Source organism: Enterobacter sp. T1-1 (genome assembly GCF_000710795.1).
In the GTDB taxonomy this organism is placed as follows: Bacteria; Pseudomonadota; Gammaproteobacteria; order Enterobacterales; family Enterobacteriaceae; genus Enterobacter; species Enterobacter cloacae.
In genome coordinates this window covers 1-18872 of the sequence record NZ_JALW01000002.1, presented here as the reverse complement: position 1 = coordinate 18872, position 18872 = coordinate 1, and the positions used below count along the sequence as shown (strand labels likewise).

Annotated in this window: 19 protein-coding genes and 1 pseudogene; 12 read left to right on the top strand and 8 right to left on the bottom strand. The window is 55.0% G+C overall.

Annotated features, from left to right (window positions below; genetic code table 11):
• Window positions 1-315 (bottom strand): transaldolase family protein (locus AK59_RS0100690; RefSeq protein ID WP_029881765.1); only part of this gene is annotated, 315 nt, incomplete at its 3' end.
• A gap of 246 nt (window positions 316-561) precedes the next feature.
• On the opposite strand from AK59_RS0100690, the gene maeB reads away from it, so the two are divergent.
• Entirely contained in the window at window positions 562-2841 is a 2280-nt protein-coding gene (gene maeB, locus AK59_RS0100685; protein ID WP_029881764.1) for an NADP-dependent oxaloacetate-decarboxylating malate dehydrogenase, read from the top strand.
• A 79-nt stretch (window positions 2842-2920) separates the two neighbouring features.
• On the opposite strand, the gene hemF is transcribed toward maeB, so the two are convergent.
• Both hemF and amiA read right to left on the bottom strand, forming a co-directional pair.
• On the bottom strand, window positions 2921-3820 hold the full coding sequence (hemF, locus tag AK59_RS0100680; RefSeq protein ID WP_029881763.1) for an oxygen-dependent coproporphyrinogen oxidase: 900 nt from the start codon (window positions 3818-3820) through the stop codon (window positions 2921-2923).
• Window positions 3820-4695 (bottom strand): N-acetylmuramoyl-L-alanine amidase AmiA, encoded by an 876-nt coding sequence (amiA, locus tag AK59_RS0100675; RefSeq protein WP_013098210.1) that lies wholly within the window; start codon window positions 4693-4695, stop codon window positions 3820-3822. Before amiA ends, hemF begins: the two co-directional genes overlap by 1 nt.
• A gap of 212 nt (window positions 4696-4907) precedes the next feature.
• Here amiA and AK59_RS0100670 point away from each other — a divergent pair, with 212 nt between their 5' ends.
• From AK59_RS0100670 to pdxK, 10 genes are all read left to right on the top strand, one after another.
• The gene (locus AK59_RS0100670) at window positions 4908-5333 is read left to right on the top strand and encodes a GNAT family acetyltransferase (RefSeq protein ID WP_014832842.1); all 426 of its coding nucleotides are present in this window, start codon (window positions 4908-4910) and stop codon (window positions 5331-5333) included.
• Window positions 5320-5769, top strand: coding sequence for a DUF2919 domain-containing protein (locus AK59_RS0100665; RefSeq protein WP_014832841.1), 450 nt, complete (start codon window positions 5320-5322; stop codon window positions 5767-5769). Before AK59_RS0100670 ends, AK59_RS0100665 begins: the two co-directional genes overlap by 14 nt.
• Window positions 5770-5832: 63 nt before the next feature.
• Complete coding sequence (locus tag AK59_RS0100660) at window positions 5833-6408, top strand: RpoE-regulated lipoprotein (protein WP_013098207.1); 576 nt, start codon at window positions 5833-5835, stop codon at window positions 6406-6408.
• Between the two features lie 92 nt (window positions 6409-6500).
• Window positions 6501-7400 carry a Dyp-type peroxidase gene (locus AK59_RS0100655; RefSeq protein WP_029881762.1) on the top strand — a complete coding sequence of 300 codons (900 nt, stop codon included), beginning with the start codon at window positions 6501-6503 and terminating at the stop codon, window positions 7398-7400.
• 172 nt (window positions 7401-7572) lie between these two features.
• Window positions 7573-8586 carry a thiosulfate/sulfate ABC transporter substrate-binding protein CysP gene (cysP, locus tag AK59_RS0100650; RefSeq protein WP_013098205.1) on the top strand — a complete coding sequence of 338 codons (1014 nt, stop codon included), beginning with the start codon at window positions 7573-7575 and terminating at the stop codon, window positions 8584-8586.
• The gene (cysT, locus tag AK59_RS0100645) at window positions 8586-9419 is read left to right on the top strand and encodes a sulfate/thiosulfate ABC transporter permease CysT (protein WP_013098204.1); all 834 of its coding nucleotides are present in this window, start codon (window positions 8586-8588) and stop codon (window positions 9417-9419) included. The genes cysP and cysT overlap by 1 nt, the downstream gene beginning before the upstream one ends.
• A complete protein-coding gene (gene cysW, locus AK59_RS0100640; RefSeq protein ID WP_013098203.1) occupies window positions 9419-10294 on the top strand; it encodes a sulfate/thiosulfate ABC transporter permease CysW in 876 nt (291 codons plus the stop codon). Before cysT ends, cysW begins: the two co-directional genes overlap by 1 nt.
• Entirely contained in the window at window positions 10284-11378 is a 1095-nt protein-coding gene (cysA, locus tag AK59_RS0100635) for a sulfate/thiosulfate ABC transporter ATP-binding protein CysA (protein ID WP_013098202.1), read from the top strand. Before cysW ends, cysA begins: the two co-directional genes overlap by 11 nt.
• 118 nt (window positions 11379-11496) lie before the next feature.
• The gene (gene cysM, locus AK59_RS0100630) at window positions 11497-12408 is read left to right on the top strand and encodes a cysteine synthase CysM (RefSeq protein ID WP_029881761.1); all 912 of its coding nucleotides are present in this window, start codon (window positions 11497-11499) and stop codon (window positions 12406-12408) included.
• Between the two features lie 5 nt (window positions 12409-12413).
• Complete coding sequence (gene pdxK / locus AK59_RS0100625) at window positions 12414-13250, top strand: pyridoxine/pyridoxal/pyridoxamine kinase (RefSeq protein WP_029881760.1); 837 nt, start codon at window positions 12414-12416, stop codon at window positions 13248-13250.
• Between the two features lie 44 nt (window positions 13251-13294).
• On the opposite strand, the gene crr is transcribed toward pdxK, so the two are convergent.
• The 5 genes from crr to cysZ form a co-directional block, all read right to left on the bottom strand.
• Window positions 13295-13804: a PTS glucose transporter subunit IIA gene (gene crr / locus AK59_RS0100620; RefSeq protein WP_003861316.1), complete on the bottom strand. Its 510-nt coding sequence runs from the start codon at window positions 13802-13804 to the stop codon at window positions 13295-13297.
• Between the two features lie 40 nt (window positions 13805-13844).
• On the bottom strand, window positions 13845-15572 hold the full coding sequence (ptsI, locus tag AK59_RS0100615) for a phosphoenolpyruvate-protein phosphotransferase PtsI (RefSeq protein WP_013098199.1): 1728 nt from the start codon (window positions 15570-15572) through the stop codon (window positions 13845-13847).
• A 44-nt stretch (window positions 15573-15616) separates the two neighbouring features.
• Window positions 15617-15874 carry a phosphocarrier protein Hpr gene (gene ptsH / locus AK59_RS0100610; RefSeq protein WP_000487600.1) on the bottom strand — a complete coding sequence of 86 codons (258 nt, stop codon included), beginning with the start codon at window positions 15872-15874 and terminating at the stop codon, window positions 15617-15619.
• Between the two features lie 317 nt (window positions 15875-16191).
• A complete protein-coding gene (cysK, locus tag AK59_RS0100605; RefSeq protein ID WP_029881759.1) occupies window positions 16192-17163 on the bottom strand; it encodes a cysteine synthase A in 972 nt (323 codons plus the stop codon).
• Window positions 17164-17326: 163 nt separating this feature from the next.
• Window positions 17327-18088 (bottom strand): sulfate transporter CysZ, encoded by a 762-nt coding sequence (cysZ, locus tag AK59_RS0100600; RefSeq protein ID WP_013098197.1) that lies wholly within the window; start codon window positions 18086-18088, stop codon window positions 17327-17329.
• A 230-nt stretch (window positions 18089-18318) separates the two neighbouring features.
• Here cysZ and AK59_RS0100595 point away from each other — a divergent pair.
• Window positions 18319-18872: pseudogene (locus AK59_RS0100595) on the top strand (cell division protein ZipA); the annotation flags it as partial.

The following is an 18872-nucleotide window of genomic DNA, read 5'->3' as shown; positions in this document are numbered from 1 at the left end:
TTCTTTATCGAAAGAGAGGCGGGCGTCGACTTCGGTGGAGACGCGCCCCGGGATGCTTTTCAGAATTTCCGCACCGAAATTAACCGCCAGCTTGTCACTGGCTTCGGCAACCTGTTGTTCCTGGGTTTTGCCGCGCTGTTTGCCATAGGCAATGGCGTCATCAATCAGATGACTAAAATGGGAAAGCCCTGCCGCTTTGAGCAGCAGCGACGGGTTGGTGGTTGCGTCTTCAGGCTGGTAGTGCCGAATCGACTCGATATCGCCGCTGTCTGCAACCACGGTAGTGAATTGTTTGATGCCGTCAAGTTGGTTCATAAGTCATGACTCCTTGAAAATAAGAGCGTTAGACGAGTGCGTTAGTTCACACTTCTGGAAAAATCATGATGGACTTAACAAAAAAGCATAGCAGACGGGGGAGGCATTGCTTTTGAGACGGGTAACATGGCTGTTATAAATTGATAACAATTTTTAATGTGTGATGGTGAGAGTTTGGCAGTCTTCAAAGTTTATGCGGCAGCCTGCGGCGATACTATCTGACCGATACGTAAAAGGAATAACAAGATGGACGATCAGTTAAAACAGAGTGCCCTCGATTTTCACGAGTTTCCTGTCCCGGGTAAAATTCAGGTCTCCCCGACAAAACCGCTGGCAACCCAGCGCGACCTGGCGCTGGCCTACTCGCCGGGCGTGGCGGCACCGTGTCTCGAAATTGAAAAAGATCCGCTGGCCGCTTACAAATATACCGCGCGCGGCAACCTGGTCGCCGTGATCTCTAACGGTACGGCGGTGCTGGGCCTGGGCAACATTGGTGCGCTGGCCGGTAAGCCTGTGATGGAAGGGAAGGGCGTTCTGTTCAAGAAATTCGCCGGTATCGACGTGTTTGATATCGAAGTGGACGAACACGATCCCGATAAATTCATCAACGTCGTGGCGGCGCTGGAGCCGACCTTTGGCGGTATTAACCTCGAAGACATCAAAGCGCCGGAATGTTTCTACATTGAGCAGAAACTGCGTGAACGTATGAACATTCCCGTGTTCCATGATGACCAGCACGGGACGGCGATTATCAGTACCGCCGCCATTCTTAACGGCCTGCGCGTGGTGGAGAAAAATCTCTCTGACGTGCGCATGGTAGTTTCCGGCGCGGGTGCGGCGGCCATTGCCTGTATGAACCTGCTGGTGGCGCTCGGGATGCAGAAACACAACATTGTGGTTTGCGACTCCAAAGGCGTGATCTACAAAGACCGCGAACCGAACATGGCGGAAACCAAAGCAGCCTACGCGGTGGACGACGACGGCAAGCGTACGCTTGAGGATGTCATTGACGGCGCGGATATCTTCCTGGGCTGTTCAGGCCCGAAAGTGCTGACCCAGGAGATGGTGAAGAAGATGGCGCGTGCGCCAATGATTCTGGCGCTGGCGAACCCCGAGCCGGAAATCCTGCCGCCGCTGGCGAAAGCGGTGCGTGAAGATGCCATCATCTGTACCGGTCGCTCCGACTACCCGAACCAGGTGAACAACGTGCTCTGCTTCCCGTTCATCTTCCGTGGGGCGCTGGACGTAGGCGCGACAGCCATTAACGAAGAGATGAAGCTCGCGGCGGTGCACGCCATTGCGGAACTGGCACACGCCGAGCAGAGCGAAGTGGTTGCTTCAGCCTATGGCGATCAGGATCTGAGCTTTGGCCCGGACTACATCATTCCAAAACCGTTCGACCCGCGTCTGATTGTCAAAATCGCGCCAGCGGTTGCGAAAGCGGCAATGGACTCCGGCGTGGCGACGCGCCCGATAACCGATTTCGATGCTTACGTGGATAAGCTCACCGAGTTTGTCTACAAAACTAACCTGTTTATGAAGCCGATTTTCTCTCAGGCTCGTGCCGACGCGAAGCGGGTGGTGCTGGCGGAAGGGGAAGAGGCGCGCGTGCTCCATGCCACGCAGGAGCTGATCACCTTAGGGCTGGCGAAGCCGATCCTGATTGGCCGCCCGAGCGTTATCGAGATGCGTATCCAGAAGCTGGGCCTGCAGATCAAACCGGGCGTTGATTTTGAGATCGTCAACAATGAATCCGACCCGCGCTTTAAAGAGTACTGGAGCGAATACTACGCGATCATGAAACGTCGCGGGTTCACTCAGGAGCAGGCGCAGCGGGCGGTGATCAGCAACACCACGGTGATTGGCGCAATCATGGTTCATCGCGGCGAGGCGGATGCGCTGATCTGCGGCACCATCGGTGATTACCACGAGCACTTCAGCGTAGTGCAGGAGATCTTCGGCTATCGCGACGGGGTGCACACGGCCGGTGCGATGAACGCGCTGCTGCTGCCAAGCGGTAACACCTTTATCGCCGATACCTACGTAAACGACGATCCAACCCCGGACGAGCTGGCGGAGATCACCGTGATGGCGGCTGAAACCGTGCGTCGCTTTGGTATCGAACCGAAGGTGGCGCTGCTGTCGCACTCTAACTTCGGCTCCTCTAAATCTGCGGCGGCCTGCAAAATGCGACAGACGCTGGAGCTGGTTCGCGAGCGCGCACCGGAACTGATGATTGACGGTGAGATGCACGGCGACGCCGCGCTGGTGGAGAGCATCCGCAATGAACGTATGCCAGACAGCCCGCTGAAAGGCTCAGCGAATATCCTGATTATGCCAAACGTGGAAGCGGCGCGTATCAGCTACAACTTGCTGCGCGTCTCGAGCTCTGAAGGGGTGACCGTGGGGCCGGTGCTGATGGGTGTGGCAAAACCGGTGCATGTGTTAACGCCAATTGCGTCTGTACGCCGTATCGTGAATATGGTGGCGCTGGCGGTGGTTGAGGCGCAGACGCAGCCGCTGTAAGCGCGTGGTGTCGGGTGGCGCGTTCGCTTACCCGACCTACGGGTTGACCAGGCCGGATAAGCGCAGCGCCATCCGGCAGTTAAACCCAGTCCCGAACCTTAATAAACTCACTCAAGGCAGCCTCGGGGCTGCCTTCTTTTGGCTCGTAGCAGTACTCCCAGCGCACCAGCGGCGGCATTGACATCAGAATCGACTCCGTGCGCCCGCCGGTTTGCAGGCCAAACAGCGTCCCGCGATCCCATACCAGGTTAAACTCCACGTAGCGCCCGCGACGGTAAAGCTGGAACTCGCGTTCGCGCACGCCGTAGTCGGTGTTTTTACGCCGTTCAACAATGGGCAGATAAGCGTCGGTATAGCCTTCGCCCACCGTACGCATAAAGCTGAACGCGGTATCAAAATCAGGCGTGTTCAGATCGTCAAAGAACAGCCCGCCAATGCCGCGTTGTTCGTCGCGGTGTTTGAGGTAAAAGTAGTCGTCGCACCACTTTTTGTATTTCGGGTAAACGTCTTCGCCAAACGGCAGGCAGAGATCGCGTGCGGTCGTATGCCAGTGCACGGCATCCTCTTCAAAGCCGTAGTAGGGGGTCATGTCGAAACCGCCCCCAAACCACCAGACCGGATCGGCTCCCGGTTTTTCCGCAATGAAAAAACGCACGTTGGCGTGGCTGGTTGGCACAAACGGGTTGTGCGGGTGTACCACCAGCGAAACGCCCATCGCCTGGAAGCTGCGGCCTGCCAGTTCAGGACGATGCGCCGTTGCAGAAGCGGGCATGGCCTCCCCGTAAACGTGGGAAAAATTGACGCCCGCCTGTTCAAAAATACCGCCGTTACGCAACACGCGGCTACGCCCGCCGCCGCCGGCCTCGCGCTGCCAGTTATCTTCCTGAAAATTACCGCCATCTGCAGCGGCCAGTTTCTGGCAAATCTCATCCTGCAACTGCAGCAGGAAGGTTTTTACCCGCTTTGCATTCGGTTTCATTAACGTTTCCTGGAGTGCGCTTTTTGATTATCGAACCAGTTAAAGTAACTGATGATGCCGGAGGCGATGGCATTGGCGATCTTCTGACGAAACGCCGCGGTACCAAGCAGACGCTCTTCTTCCGGGTTAGTAATGAAAGAGGTCTCCACCAGCACGGACGGAATCGACGGTGATTTCAGCACCACGAACGCGGCCTGCTCCGTGCTCTTGCTGTGCAGACGGTGCACCGGCTTAATCCGTTTGAGGATATGCGAGCCCAGCGTCAGACTGTTTTTGATGGTATCGGTCTGCACGAGGTCGAACAGCACCTGCTGTAACAGGTGATCTTTATCGGTGGCCTTCTTCCCGGCGACTTCATCCGCACGGTTTTCACGGTCGGAGAGATATTTCGCCATGGCGCTACTGGCGCCGCGATTGGAGAGGGCAAACACCGACGCGCCCGCGGCGGAAGGGTTTGTAAAGCCATCCGCGTGAATGGACATAAAGAGATCGGCACCATGCTTATGGGCAATTTCCACGCGGTCATACAGCGGAATAAAGGTGTCGCCCGTGCGCGTCAGGCGGGCGTCAATGCCGTTGCTGCGTAAAATCGATCGCACATTTTTTGCAATTGCCAGCACGACGTGTTTTTCTTTTGACCCGTTTTTGCCAATGGCGCCGGTATCAATGCCGCCGTGACCCGGGTCGAGCATGACCAGACGCTTCGCGCCTGGTTTTTTGGCTTTGGGTTTGCTGTGTCCGTTACTGGTTTTAAGCGTGCTCTCTTCTTTTGCCTGAGCCTGCTGTGCGATGCCCGTTAACGTTAAGGCCGCCAGCCCCGCTTTGAGAACCTGACGACGCGATGTGAGTGCTTTTAATGGTTTGAATGTGCTCATGCGGCCTGAATAGTAAAAATTGCGGTCCTGGTGTTATATCGTATCGCGTTTAGCGTTACGACAGTCCTTATTGAGAATTGTTTTACTTTTCATTTCAATACGTGACAAAGTGACATTATGCCAAATTTTGGCGAGATTTTCCCCGGTTATTGGCTAAATGCCCTGTTCGCGCCATAATCACTGTTTTTAAACCCGAAAAGGCGGTTAATACCATGGAGATACGCGTTTTTCGCCAGGAAGATTTCGAAGAGGTGATCACCCTTTGGGAGCGCTGCGATTTGCTGCGTCCGTGGAACGATCCAGAGATGGACATTGAGCGTAAGCTGAATCACGACGTCAGTCTGTTTCTGGTGGCGGAAGTGAACGGCGAAGTGGTGGGCACGGTGATGGGCGGTTACGACGGTCATCGCGGCTCTGCTTATTATCTGGGCGTTCACCCGGAATACCGGGGGCGCGGCATTGCCAATGCGCTGCTCAATCGTCTTGAGAAAAAACTGATCGCTCGCGGTTGCCCGAAAATTCAGATCATGGTGCGCGAAGATAACGACGTGGTGCTGGGCATGTATGAACGTCTGGGCTATGAACACGCTGACGTGCTGAGCTTAGGTAAGCGTCTGATCGAAGATGAAGAGTATTGAGATCCACCCGGCAGATTACGACGCGCAGGGGCGTGTCAGGCTGCCTTTCTTATTCTGGTGCGTACTGCTGCTGCAGGCCCGCACCTGGGTGCTGTTTGTCATGGCCGCCGCGTCCCGCGGGCAGGGCGATACATTACTGACGCTCTTTTATCCCGATCACGACGCCTTTTGGCTCGGCCTGTTACCGGGCGTACCGGCGGTGGTGACGTTTTTGTGCAGCGGCCGACGACAGGCGATCCCACGGCTTTGGCGTGCGCTTCGCTGGCTGCTGATCCTGGCCCAGATTGCGCTGCTCTGCTGGCAGCCTGTGCTCTGGTGGTACGGTGAACCGCTTACGGGCATCGGCATTGCGCTGGTGGTGGCCGATATCGTGGCGCTGCTGTGGCTGCTGACTAACCCCCGCTTACGCGCCTGTTTTACGCATGAGTCAGATTAACGCGGCACTTTTTGCCGATGCTGTACTCCAACAAGCGTTGATTTAACACGTAAGGACGTTTCAATGAAATCGCTGCGTTTACTTTTATGCGCTCTCCCGCTGGCGTTAACCGGCTGTTCAACGCTCTCCTCTATTAACTGGTCGGCCGCTTATCCGTGGAACTGGTTTGGCTCTTCGCTGGAAGTGACCGAGCAGGGCGTGGGCAACATTACCGCCGCGACGGCGCTGGATCAGGACGCGCTTCAGGCGGCCCTGAGCAGCGATTATCGTCTGCGCAGCGGCATGAAAACTGAAAACGGCACTATCGTGCGTTACTTCGAAGCGCTGAAGGGAGACAAACTGGCGCTGGTGATTAACGGCGATAAAGGCACGGTAAACCGTATTGCCGTGCTGGACGATGCCATCCCGACGGCGAGCGGCGTGAAGGTTGGTACACCGTTTAGCGATCTCTATAAACAGGCTTTCGGCAATTGCGCCAGCGCGCCTTCAGACGATGGCGTGGCGGTGCAATGTAAAGCGCCAGACAGCCAGCACATCAGCTACCTCTTTACCGGAACCTGGAGCGGCCCTGAAGGCTTAATGCCGTCTGACGACACGCTGAAAAACTGGAAAGTGAGCAAAATTATCTGGCAGCAGTAATTTGCGCCTGAACAATCCGTCTCGCTGAAATCCGGGTATAATACCCGCCATCAATGCCACGTTGTCGTGGCATCTTTATTTCAGGAGGAGCGATGTCTCAGGTTCAGAGTGGCATTTTGCCAGAACATTGTCGCGCGGCGATTTGGATTGAAGCCAATGTGAAAGGGGATGTGGATGCCCTGCGTGCGGCCAGCAAAGTCTTTGTGGATAAACTGGCCACCTTCCAGGCCAAATTCCCGGATGCCCATCTGGGCGCCGTGGTGGCCTTTGGCAATAACGTCTGGCGTCAGCTGAGCGGTGGCGAAGGGGCGGAAGAGCTCAAAGACTTTATCCCTTACGGCAAAGGCCTGGCACCGGCAACCCAGTACGACGTGTTGATCCATATTCTCTCTCTGCGCCACGACGTAAACTTCTCCGTTGCTCAGGCGGCGGTAGCGGCGTTTGGTGACAGCATTGACGTTCAGGAAGAAGTCCACGGTTTCCGCTGGGTGGAAGAGCGCGACCTGAGCGGCTTTGTCGACGGGACGGAAAACCCGGCAGGTGAAGAGACGCGCCGTGAAGTGGCGGTCATCAAGAATGGCGTGGACGCCGGCGGCAGCTACGTATTTGTTCAGCGCTGGGAGCATAACCTTAAGCAACTTAACCGCATGAGCGTGCAGGACCAGGAGATGATGATTGGCCGTACCAAAGAGGCCAACGAAGAGATCGACGGCGATGTACGCCCGGTGACCTCTCACCTGAGCCGCGTTGACCTCAAGGAAGACGGTAAAGGGCTGAAGATTGTTCGCCAGAGCCTGCCGTATGGCACTGCAAGCGGAACCCATGGCCTTTATTTCTGCGCCTACTGCGCGCGTCTGTACAATATTGAGCAACAGCTGCTGAGCATGTTCGGCGATACCGACGGCAAGCGTGACGCTATGCTGCGCTTCACCAAACCGGTCACAGGCGGCTACTACTTCGCACCATCCATTGAGCGTCTGATGGCGCTGTAATTCCCTTTCTCCCTCTCCCTTTGGGAGAGGGTTGAGGTGAGGGCAACAGGCCGCACCCTTATTCCCTTTTCTGCTTGTAAATCACCAAACGGTATATAAAACCGTTACTCCTTTCGACCTCGTTATAAATATTATGACAATAAGATAGTCATCACATTTATAAGGGTGCGCAATGGCCGTTACTGTACTGAAAAAAGGATCCCTGGCACTGGCAGGTTTACTGCTGGTGGCACAGGCGCAGGCGACTGAGCTGCTGAACAGTTCATATGACGTCTCCCGCGAGCTGTTTGCCGCCCTTAACCCGCCGTTTGAGCAGCAGTGGGCGAAAGACAATAACGGCGACAAGCTGACCATTAAACAGTCTCACGCCGGTTCGTCCAAACAGGCGCTGGCGATCCTCCAGGGGCTGAAAGCGGACGTGGTGACCTATAACCAGGTGACCGATGTGCAGATCCTGCATGACAAAGGCAAGCTCATCCCGGCCGACTGGCAGAGCCGTCTACCAAACAACAGCTCGCCGTTCTACTCCACCATGGGCTTCCTGGTGCGTAAAGGCAATCCGAAGAATATCCACGACTGGAGCGATCTGGTTCGTTCTGACGTAAAGCTGATTTTCCCGAACCCTAAAACTTCCGGTAATGCGCGTTATACCTATCTGGCGGCGTGGGGTGCAGCGGACAAAGCAGACGGTAACGATAAAGCCAAAACCGAGCAGTTCATGACCCAGTTCCTGAAAAACGTCGAAGTGTTTGATACCGGCGGTCGCGGAGCAACCACGACTTTCGCAGAACGCGGTCTGGGCGATGTGCTGATTAGCTTTGAATCGGAAGTGAATAACATCCGCAAACAGTATGAAGCGCAGGGCTTTGAAGTCGTTATCCCGAAAACCAACATCCTGGCCGAGTTCCCGGTGGCGTGGGTGGATAAAAACGTGCAGGCAAACGGCACTGAGAAAGCGGCAAAAGCCTATCTCAACTACCTGTACAGCCCACAGGCGCAGACCATCATTACTGATTACTACTATCGCGTGAACAACCCTGACGTGATGAACAAACTGAAAGATAAATTCCCCCAGACCGCGCTGTTCCGCGTGGAGGATCATTTCGGCTCCTGGCCTGAGGTGATGAAAACGCATTTTGCCAGTGGCGGTGAATTAGACAAATTGCTGGCGGCGGGGCGTAAGTAATGTTTGCCCTCTCGACTAAACGCGTGCTGCCGGGGTTTACCTTAAGCCTCGGAACCAGCCTGCTGTTCGTCTGCCTGATTTTGTTGTTGCCGCTCAGCGCGCTGGTGATGCAGCTTGCGCAGATGAGCTGGTCCCAGTACTGGGAAGTGGTCACCAACCCACAGGTCGTAGCGGCCTATAAAGTGACGCTGCTGTCGGCGTTTGTGGCCTCGCTTTTTAACGGCGTGTTTGGCCTGCTGATGGCGTGGATTTTAACCCGCTATCGTTTTCCGGGCCGCACGCTGCTCGACGCGTTAATGGATTTACCGTTTGCACTGCCGACGGCCGTTGCCGGTTTAACGCTGGCGTCACTTTTCTCCGTAAACGGTCTGTACGGCGAATGGCTGGCGAAGTTTGACATCAAAGTGACCTATACCTGGCTCGGTATCGCGGTGGCGATGGCCTTTACCAGTATTCCGTTCGTGGTACGTACCGTACAGCCGGTGCTGGAAGAGTTAGGCCCGGAATATGAAGAAGCGGCAGAAACGCTGGGGGCTACGCGCTGGCAGAGCTTCCGTAAAGTTGTCCTGCCTGAGCTTTCTCCGGCGCTGATGGCGGGAGTGGCGCTGTCGTTTACCCGTAGCCTCGGTGAGTTCGGTGCGGTCATTTTTATCGCCGGTAATATTGCGTGGAAAACGGAAGTGACGTCGCTGATGATTTTTATCCGTTTGCAGGAGTTTGATTACCCGGCAGCGAGCGCCATTGCCTCGGTCATTCTTGCCGCATCGTTGCTGCTGCTCTACACAATCAACACTCTGCAAAGTCGCTTTGGTCGACGTGTGGTAGGTCACTGATGGCGGAAGTTACTCAATTGAAGCGATACGATGCGCCCCGCATCAACTGGGGTAAATGGTTTTTGATTGGTACGGGCGTGCTGGTTTCTGCTCTCATCCTCGTGGTACCGACAATCTATATTTTCGTGCAGGCGTTCAGCAAAGGGATTATGCCCGCGCTGGAAAACCTGGCGGACCCGGATATGCTGCACGCCATTTGGCTGACGGTGCTGATTGCGCTGATCACCGTGCCGGTCAACCTGGTATTCGGTACGCTGCTGGCCTGGCTGGTGACGCGCTTTACCTTCCCGGGGCGTCAGATGCTGCTGACGCTGCTGGATATCCCGTTCGCCGTCTCACCGGTGGTGGCGGGTCTGGTCTATTTGCTCTTTTACGGCTCTAACGGCCCGCTGGGTGGCTGGCTGGATGAGCACAATCTGCAGGTGATGTTTGCCTGGCCGGGTATGGTGCTGGTGACTATCTTTGTAACCTGTCCGTTTGTGGTACGCGAACTGGTACCGGTAATGTTAAGCCAGGGGAGCAACGAAGACGAAGCGGCTGTGCTGCTGGGCGCGTCAGGCTGGCAGATGTTCCGCCGCGTCACGCTGCCGAATATTCGCTGGGCACTGCTCTATGGGGTGGTGCTGACCAACGCCCGCGCAATTGGCGAGTTTGGGGCGGTGTCGGTTGTATCCGGTTCCATTCGAGGTGAAACACTGTCGCTGCCGTTACAGATTGAACTGCTGCAGCAGGACTACAACACCATCGGCTCCTTTACCGCCGCAGCGTTGCTGACGCTGATGGCTATTTTGACCCTGTTTTTGAAGAGTGTGGTGCAGTGGCGTTTAGAAAATCAGGAAAAACGTCAGCATCAGGAGGGAAATCATGAGCATTGAGATTGCCAATATTAAGAAGTCTTTTGGTCGCACCCAGGTGCTGAATGATATCTCGCTGGATATCCCTTCCGGACAAATGGTGGCGCTGCTGGGGCCGTCTGGCTCGGGTAAAACCACGCTGCTGCGTATCATCGCCGGTCTTGAACATCAGACCAGCGGACATATCCGTTTTCACGGCACCGACGTGAGCCGCCTGCATGCCCGCGATCGTAAAGTCGGCTTCGTGTTCCAGCATTACGCGCTGTTTCGCCACATGACGGTGTTTGACAACATTGCGTTTGGCCTGACCGTGCTGCCGCGTCGCGAACGCCCGGATGCGGCTACCATCAAAGCGAAAGTGACCAAACTGCTGGAAATGGTGCAGCTGGCCCACCTGGCTGACCGTTTCCCGGCGCAGCTTTCGGGCGGCCAGAAACAGCGTGTCGCACTGGCGCGCGCGCTGGCCGTGGAACCACAAATACTGCTGCTTGATGAGCCGTTTGGGGCGCTGGATGCGCAGGTGCGTAAAGAGCTTCGCCGCTGGCTGCGTCAGCTGCATGAAGAGCTGAAGTTCACCAGCGTCTTCGTCACCCACGACCAGGAAGAGGCGATGGAAGTCGCGGACCGCGTGGTGGTTATGAGCCAGGGGAACATCGAGCAGGTGGACGAGCCAGAGCAGCTCTGGCGTGAACCTGCCACCCGTTTTGTCCTGGAGTTTATGGGCGAAGTTAACCGTCTGCAGGGCACCGTACGCGGCGGACAATTCCACGTTGGGGCACACCGCTGGCCGCTGGGATACACGCCTGCCCATCAGGGGCCGGTGGATCTGTTCCTGCGCCCGTGGGAAGTGGACGTCAGCCGTCGTACCAGCCTGGATTCACCGCTGCCGGTGCAGGTACTGGAAGCTAGCCCTAAAGGTCACTACACACAAATGGTGGTACAACCGCTGGGCTGGTATACCGAGCCGCTGACGGTGGTGATGCGCGATGAAGAGGCGCCACACCGGGGTGAACGCCTGTTTGTGGGGCTGCAGCATGCCCGTATTTATCACGGTAACCAGCGCATCGAGACGCGCGAGGATATTGCTCTGGCGGAGTCAGCCTGATAGGTTATTAGGATGTTTATCGCCCGGTGGCGCTGCGCTGACCGGGCCTACAGCTAAAACTGCGTCTTGTAGGCCGGGTAAGCGAAGCGCCACCCGGCTTTTTTATTGAGTAAAAATCGTGAATACACTCGAACACACCATCGGCAACACTCCACTGGTCAAGCTTCAGCGCATGGGGCCTGACAACGGCAGCGAAATCTGGGTCAAACTCGAAGGCAATAACCCGGCGGGGTCAGTCAAAGACCGCGCGGCGCTGTCGATGATTGTCCAGGCTGAGAAGCGCGGTGAAATTAAGCCAGGCGACGTGCTCATTGAGGCCACCAGCGGGAATACCGGCATTGCGCTGGCGATGATTGCCGCGCTGAAAGGCTACCGCATGAAGCTGCTGATGCCGGACAACATGAGTCAGGAGCGCCGCGCCGCGATGCGGGCTTACGGTGCTGAACTGATACTGGTGACCAAAGAGCAGGGGATGGAAGGGGCGCGCGACCTGGCGCTGGCGATGGCTGAGCGCGGTGAAGGCAAACTGCTGGATCAGTTCAATAATCCGGATAATCCCTACGCCCACTACACGACCACTGGCCCGGAAATCTGGCAACAAACCGACGGGCGTATCACCCATTTTGTCTCCAGCATGGGCACCACCGGCACCATCACCGGCGTGTCGCGTTTTCTGCGCGAGCAGGAAAAACCGGTCACCATTGTTGGCCTGCAGCCGGAAGAGGGGAGCAGCATTCCGGGTATTCGTCGCTGGCCTGCGGAATACATGCCGGGCATTTTTAATGCTCAGCTGGTGGATCAGGTGCTGGATATTCATCAGCGCGAGGCGGAAAATACCATGCGCGAGCTGGCGGTACGCGAAGGCATCTTCTGCGGGGTCAGTTCGGGTGGCGCGGTAGCAGGCGCGATGCGTGTGGCGCAGGAGAACCCTGGTGCAGTGGTGGTGGCGATTATCTGCGACCGCGGCGATCGTTATCTGTCTACCGGCGTCTTTGGCGAAGAGAGTTATTCGCAGGGGGCGGGGATTTAAGCGTCATGGAGATGATTTTATTCCGGGATAAGACCCGGGCGCAGCAAACCGATATTGTCGCGGTGCAGTCGCAGGTGGTGTACGGCAGCGTGGGGAACAGCATTGCGGTACCCAATATTCGTACCCACCGGCTTAACGTGACCGCCGTACCGACGGTGCTGTTCAGCAACACGCCGCACTATGACACCTTTTACGGCGGGGTGATCCCCGATGAGTGGTTCAGCGGCTACCTGAGGGCGCTGGAAGAGCGCGAGATCCTGCGCGAGCTTAAGGCGGTCACCACGGGCTACATGGGCAGCGCCAGCCAGATTGTTCTGCTGGCGCAGTGGCTGAAGGCGATCAAAGTGCAGCACCCGGAGCTGCTGGTGCTGGTTGACCCGGTGATCGGGGATATCGACAGCGGTATGTACGTTAAACCTGATATTCCTGAGGCGTATCGTGAGCATCTGCTGCCGCTGGCGCAGGGCATTACGCCCAACGTATTCGAACTGGAAGTGTTAAGCGGTAAACCGTGCCGCACGCCAGAGAGCGCCATCGCCGCCGCGCAGGGGCTGCTTTCCGAGACGCTGAAATGGGTGGCGATAACCAGTGCGCCAGTGGCCGACGATCCGCAGAATATTCACGTCGTGCTGGTGAGTAAAGAGGGCGTTACCGTAAGCGCGCACCCGCGCGTCGAGACCGATCTGAAAGGAACGGGCGATCTGTTCTGTTCAGAACTGGTCAGCGGTATCGTGGGGGGGAAAACCGTTGCTGACGCCATACGCATGGCAGGCGATCGGGTGACTGACGTCATGATCTATACGCAGTCGAAAGGTTACGACGAGCTTATCCTCCCCGCATAAACAAAAATGGCGCCCGAAGGCGCCATTTTTCTGTGCGGCAAGAATTACTTCTTGATGCGGATAACCGGGGTTTCACCCACGGTGACGCTGCCAGACAGTTTGATCAGCTCTTTGATTTCGTCCATGTTGGAGATAACAACCGGCGTCAGGGTAGACTTGGCTTTTTCTTCCAGCAGTGGCAGATCGAATTCAATCACCGGGTCGCCAACTTTAACACGCTGGCCTTCTTCTGCGATACGTTTGAAGCCTTCGCCTTTCAGTTCAACGGTGTCGATACCGAAGTGAACGAACAGTTCGATACCGCTATCAGATTCGATAGAGAACGCATGGTTGGTTTCAAAAATTTTACCGATGGTGCCGTCAACTGGAGCAACCATTTTGTTGCCAGTTGGTTTGATAGCAATGCCATCACCAACGATTTTCTCAGCAAACACTACATCCGGCACGTCTTCGATGTTGACGATCTCGCCGGAGAGCGGAGCAACAATCTCAATAGTTCCGGAGTCTTTCTTATCATCAGAAACCAGAGATTTCAGTTTATCGAACAAACCCATGATCTTCTCCTAAGCAGTAATTTGGGCCGCATCTCGTGGATTAGCAGATTGTTTTTTCTTCAATGAACTTGTTAACCAGCGTCATTAACTCGTCCGTTGTCGGTTGAGCAAGAGCCTGCTCTGCTAACACCTTCGCATCTTCGAAGTTCGTGTTACGGATAATCTTCTTAATGCGCGGGATGGAAATGGCGCTCATAGAGAATTCGTCCAGACCCATACCCAGCAACAGAAGTGTAGCACGTTCGTCGCCTGCAAGCTCACCACACATGCCAGTCCATTTACCTTCTGCATGAGAAGCATCAATAACTTGCTTGATCAAGTTCAGTACGGACGGTGACATTGGCTGGTAGAGATGTGAAATCATATCATTACCACGGTCAACTGCCAGGGTGTACTGCGTTAAATCATTGGTGCCGATACTAAAGAAATCAACTTCTTTGGCTAAATGACGCGCAATGGTCGCGGCTGCTGGTGTTTCCACCATTACGCCGATCTCAATTGACTCGTCAAATGCTTTACCTTCGTCACGCAGTTCCTGTTTGTAGATCTCGATCTCTTTCTTCAGTGCACGCACTTCTTCAACAGAGATGATCATCGGGAACATAATGCGCAGCTTACCGAAAGCAGAGGCACGCAGAATCGCACGCACCTGGTCACGCAGGATCTCTTTACGATCCATAGCGATACGCACTGCACGCCAGCCCAGGAATGGGTTCTCTTCTTTCGGGAAGTTCATGTACGGCAGCTCTTTGTCGCCACCGATGTCCATGGTACGGACGATAACGGCCTGAGAGCCACAGGCTTCAGCCACCGCTTTGTACGCCGCAAACTGCTCTTCTTCAGTTGGCAGGGCGTCACGGTCCATGAACAGGAATTCAGTACGATACAGACCCACACCTTCCGCGCCGTTGCGCTCAGCTCCATCGACGTCGCGTACGGTACCGATGTTAGCGCACACTTCTACCTGATGGCCGTCCAGCGTGATGGCTGGCAGGTCTTTCAGTTTAGCGAGTTCCGCTTTCTCGGTGGCAACCTGCTCCTGAACGGTACGCAGTTGCTCGATCACATCGTTAGTTGGGTTGACGTAAACCACGTTGTTTACGGCATCCAGAATCAGATAGTCGTCGTTTTTCACCTGAGTGGTGACGTTACCGGTACCCACGATGGCAGGCAGTTCCAGAGAACGCGCCATGATTGAGGTGTGGGAGGTACGGCCACCGGCGTCGGTGATGAAACCCAGCACCTTGTTCAGGTTCAGCTGTGCGGTTTCAGACGGGGTCAGATCAGCGGCAACCAGGATCACTTCGTCCTGAATCGCGCTCAGATCGATGATGGCCAGACCCAGAATGTTGCGCAGCAGGCGTTTACCGATGTCACGTACGTCAGCCGCACGCTCTTTCAGGTATTCATCGTCCAGCTCTTCCAGGGCAGATGCCTGACCTTCGATAACTTCATGCGCAGCCGCGTCGGCCGTCATGCCTTTATCTTTAATCAGGGCTATGATTTCCTGCTCCAGCTCCTCATCTTCGAGCAGCATGATGTGCCCTTCGAAGATAGCTTCTTTTTCTTCACCGAAAGTTTCGCCAGCTTTAGTTTTGATTGCTTCCAGTTGCGCAGATGCCTTGGCACGACCGCTCAGAAAACGTTCAACTTCCTGATCAACCTTGTCGGCAGAAATTTTTTTCCGGTCGATGACGATCTCGTCTTCTTTCAGCAGCAATGCTTTGCCGAAAGCGATACCCGGGGATGCTAAAATGCCTGAAATCATAACCCTACCTTACTTGTGACTGATATTTAAAAGAACCCGGAAACTTACTCGAGCTCAGCCATCAGTTTTACCAGATGCTCAACTGCTTTCTGCTCGTCTTCACCTTCAGCAGAGATAGTGACAACGGTGCCCTGAGTCAGGCCCAGAGTCTGCAGTTTGAACAGGCTTTTTGCGCTAGCGCTTTTGCCGTTGGAAGTCACAGTGATTTCAGAAGTGAAGCCTTTCGCTTCTTTAACAAACTGAGCAGCAGGGCGGGTGTGCAGACCGTTCGGAGCGGTAATGGTAACTTCTTGCTGGAACATTGTATTTCCCCAACTTATAGGTTTAGTGTTGTGGAACTAAAGTCTAGCCTGGCGACTGAACTTTAGCCTGTATTGTTAGCGCTGACGTTTCGATCGTCATTAAACATTATGCAGCGAAAGCAAGACTTGAACCAAATCATAAAATCGATTCAGCAAGGGTATTTCGTTCGCTGATTAATTTCACGCATCAAAATAATTGCTGGTTTAAATACCAGACCCAACGGGGTGAATCAATGCCAGGAGGGGTAAAACTTTGAAGCAGGCCACAAAAAAGCACCTAAAAAGGTGCTTTTTTACGCGTTATTAACATGCTGGCATTACTGTTGCAGTTCTTTCTCGGTAAACAGATCGGCAAACAGTGCAGTGCTTAAGTAACGCTCACCTGACGAAGGTAGGATAACCACAATATTCTTGTTGGTAAAGGACTCATCTTCCTGAAGTTTGAGCGCCGCCGCAACGGCAGCACCGGAAGAGATACCGGCCAGAATACCTTCTTCTTCCATCAGGCGGCGTGCCGTCGAGATGGCTTCTTCGTTCGTGATCGTGACGACTTTATCGATAAGCTTCAGATCCAGGTTACCCGGAATAAAGCCTGCGCCGATACCCTGAATCTTGTGCGGGCCCGGCTTGAGCTCTTCACCCGCCAGCGCCTGGGTGATAACCGGCGAGTCGGTCGGCTCAACGGCCACGGTGATCAGGTCTTTTTTACCTTTCGTGCCTTTAATATAGCGTGACACACCGGTCAGCGTACCGCCGGTACCCACGCCGGAGATAAACACATCAACCTGGCCATCGGTATCTTCCCAGATTTCAGGCCCGGTGGTTTTTTCGTGAATTTCCGGGTTTGCCGGGTTGCTGAACTGCTGAAGCAGCAGGTATTTCGCCGGATCGCTGGCAACAATCTCTTCGGCTTTCTGAATGGCACCTTTCATGCCCTTCGCGCCTTCGGTCAACACCAGGTTTGCACCCAGCGCTTTTAGCAGCTTGCGGCGTTCGATGCTCATGGTTTCAGGCATGGTCAGCGTCAGCTTATAGCCACGCGCCGCAGCCACATAGGCCAGCGCAATACCGGTGTTGCCGCTGGTAGGCTCCACCAGCTCAACGCCTGGCTTGAGCACGCCACGTTTTTCGGCATCCCAAATCATATTTGCACCGATACGGCATTTTACGCTGAAGCTCGGGTTGCGGGATTCGACCTTCGCCAGAATGCGTCCATTACCGATACGGTTCAGTCGAACCAGGGGCGTATGACCGATAGTCAGCGAGTTGTCTTCATAAATCTTACTCATGGCCTGTCCTTAACTGTATGAAATTGGGATACCGACCCAGCATACCTGCTAAGCAGGTAGGGGGAAGTAAGGAATTCGCATATCTATATACTGCAAGGAAATAATGGGGATCAGTATGGAATAAGGGATAGCATAAGCCATCCCTTGTTTACACATTTTTGCATTACTTCCATAACGCGTGCTTAGCACGGTAGCAGTCGACCCACATTGCCGTTGCGCCGCACACCGCAACGGGCATGATGAAAAGATTAAGGAAGGGGATCAAGGTGAACAGGCTGGTAAGCGCGCCAAACTGCATATTGGCCACTTTCTGCGTGCGCAGCGCGGTACGCATCTCTTTAAAGGGCACCTTGTGGTTATCAAAAGGGTAGTCGCAGTACTGAATAGCCAGCATCCAGGCGCTGAACAGGAACCACAGCACAGGCGCCACCGTCTGGCCGATACCGGGCACCAGATAAAGGAGAAGCAGTACAATTGCACGGGGGAGATACCAGGCGAATTTTTGCCATTCGCGCTTCATGATGCGCGGAATATCTTTCATGATCCCCAGTACGCCCGTGTCCGGTGGCGTGGCACCTGTCAGACGCGCTTCGAGCTGTTCCGCCAGCAGGCCGTTAAACGGCGCCGCAATCCAGTTGGCGATCGTTGAGAAGAAATAGCCGAACACCAACAGCACAGAAATCACCGCGAGTGGCCACAGCAGATAGCTCAGCCACTGCAGCCAGTCAGGCACATAGCTCATCATGGCCGGGACCCAGCTTTCAAGCTTCGTGAAAAGCCACCAGAAGGCGCCGCCCATAAGAATAATGTTGATCAGCAAGGGCAGAATGACGAAACGTCGAATACCCGGCAGGGAGACCAGTTTCCAGCCCTGAGAAAAATACCAGACGCCGCTGCGTGGGGGAGAAGAAGATGTTGAAACCATAACCAGGCTGTACTCCTTTTTTCACAACCAGTGGAATTGCCCGCCTATATTATCCAGTTACGGACCAATGACCAGTTCGGAAATGTTCGAAAAAACAGCAAAAAGCACGATTTAGTTCATCTTTATGCTGTGAATGCTCTGCACACACTTGCACTTGACGTAAACGGCAAATACTCTTAGTGAGTAAATGTTTGCCGTGGTGGCAAGGTGTTAGAACAACAGAGAATATAATGATGCAGGATTTGCGTCTGATATTAATCATTGTTGGCGCGATCGCCATAATCGCTTTACTGGTACATGGTTTCTGGACCAGCAGTAAAGAGCGTTCTTCTATGTTTCGCGATCGCCCACTGAAGCGCATGAAGTCCAGTCGTGACGACGATGACAGTGAATATGACATCGACGATCGCGATGACGACGGCGTGGGTGAAGTTCGTGTTCATCGGGTCAATACTGCGCCCGGCGCGGCTCATGGGGAGCATGAAGCCCCCCGTACTGCGCAGCACCAGTATCAACCGCCGTATGCTTCTGCACAGCCGCGCCAGCCTGCGCCGCAGCCTGTGGAAGAGCCGGTGCGTCAGCCGCCGCAGCAGCCTGTACAACAGCAGCCAGCTGCGCCGCAGCCGGTTCCACAGCAACCCGTGCAGCAGCCTGTACAACCGCAGCCTGCTCAGCCGGTGCAGCAACCGCCGCAACAGCCTGTTCAGGCGCAGCCTGCAGCACAGCCAGCCCCGGCACCGCAGGTTGAGCCAGAGCCCGTTGTAGAGCCAGAACCGGTTGTTGA

Bases quoted from the DNA above. Each gene is read 5' to 3' on its own strand.
- maeB (WP_029881764.1), top strand. From the start codon at position 562: ATGGACGATCAGTTAAAACAGAGTGCCCTCGATTTTCACGAGTTTCCT.
- hemF (WP_029881763.1), bottom strand. From the start codon at position 3,820: ATGAAACCGAATGCAAAGCGGGTAAAAACCTTCCTGCTGCAGTTGCAG.
- amiA (WP_013098210.1), bottom strand. From the start codon at position 4,695: ATGAGCACATTCAAACCATTAAAAGCACTCACATCGCGTCGTCAGGTT.
- AK59_RS0100670 (WP_014832842.1), top strand. From the start codon at position 4,908: ATGGAGATACGCGTTTTTCGCCAGGAAGATTTCGAAGAGGTGATCACC.
- AK59_RS0100665 (WP_014832841.1), top strand. From the start codon at position 5,320: ATGAAGAGTATTGAGATCCACCCGGCAGATTACGACGCGCAGGGGCGT.
- AK59_RS0100660 (WP_013098207.1), top strand. From the start codon at position 5,833: ATGAAATCGCTGCGTTTACTTTTATGCGCTCTCCCGCTGGCGTTAACC.
- AK59_RS0100655 (WP_029881762.1), top strand. From the start codon at position 6,501: ATGTCTCAGGTTCAGAGTGGCATTTTGCCAGAACATTGTCGCGCGGCG.
- cysP (WP_013098205.1), top strand. From the start codon at position 7,573: ATGGCCGTTACTGTACTGAAAAAAGGATCCCTGGCACTGGCAGGTTTA.
- cysT (WP_013098204.1), top strand. From the start codon at position 8,586: ATGTTTGCCCTCTCGACTAAACGCGTGCTGCCGGGGTTTACCTTAAGC.
- cysW (WP_013098203.1), top strand. From the start codon at position 9,419: ATGGCGGAAGTTACTCAATTGAAGCGATACGATGCGCCCCGCATCAAC.
- cysA (WP_013098202.1), top strand. From the start codon at position 10,284: ATGAGCATTGAGATTGCCAATATTAAGAAGTCTTTTGGTCGCACCCAG.
- pdxK (WP_029881760.1), top strand. From the start codon at position 12,414: ATGGAGATGATTTTATTCCGGGATAAGACCCGGGCGCAGCAAACCGAT.
- crr (WP_003861316.1), bottom strand. From the start codon at position 13,804: ATGGGTTTGTTCGATAAACTGAAATCTCTGGTTTCTGATGATAAGAAA.
- ptsI (WP_013098199.1), bottom strand. From the start codon at position 15,572: ATGATTTCAGGCATTTTAGCATCCCCGGGTATCGCTTTCGGCAAAGCA.
- ptsH (WP_000487600.1), bottom strand. From the start codon at position 15,874: ATGTTCCAGCAAGAAGTTACCATTACCGCTCCGAACGGTCTGCACACC.
- cysK (WP_029881759.1), bottom strand. From the start codon at position 17,163: ATGAGTAAGATTTATGAAGACAACTCGCTGACTATCGGTCATACGCCC.
- cysZ (WP_013098197.1), bottom strand. From the start codon at position 18,088: ATGGTTTCAACATCTTCTTCTCCCCCACGCAGCGGCGTCTGGTATTTT.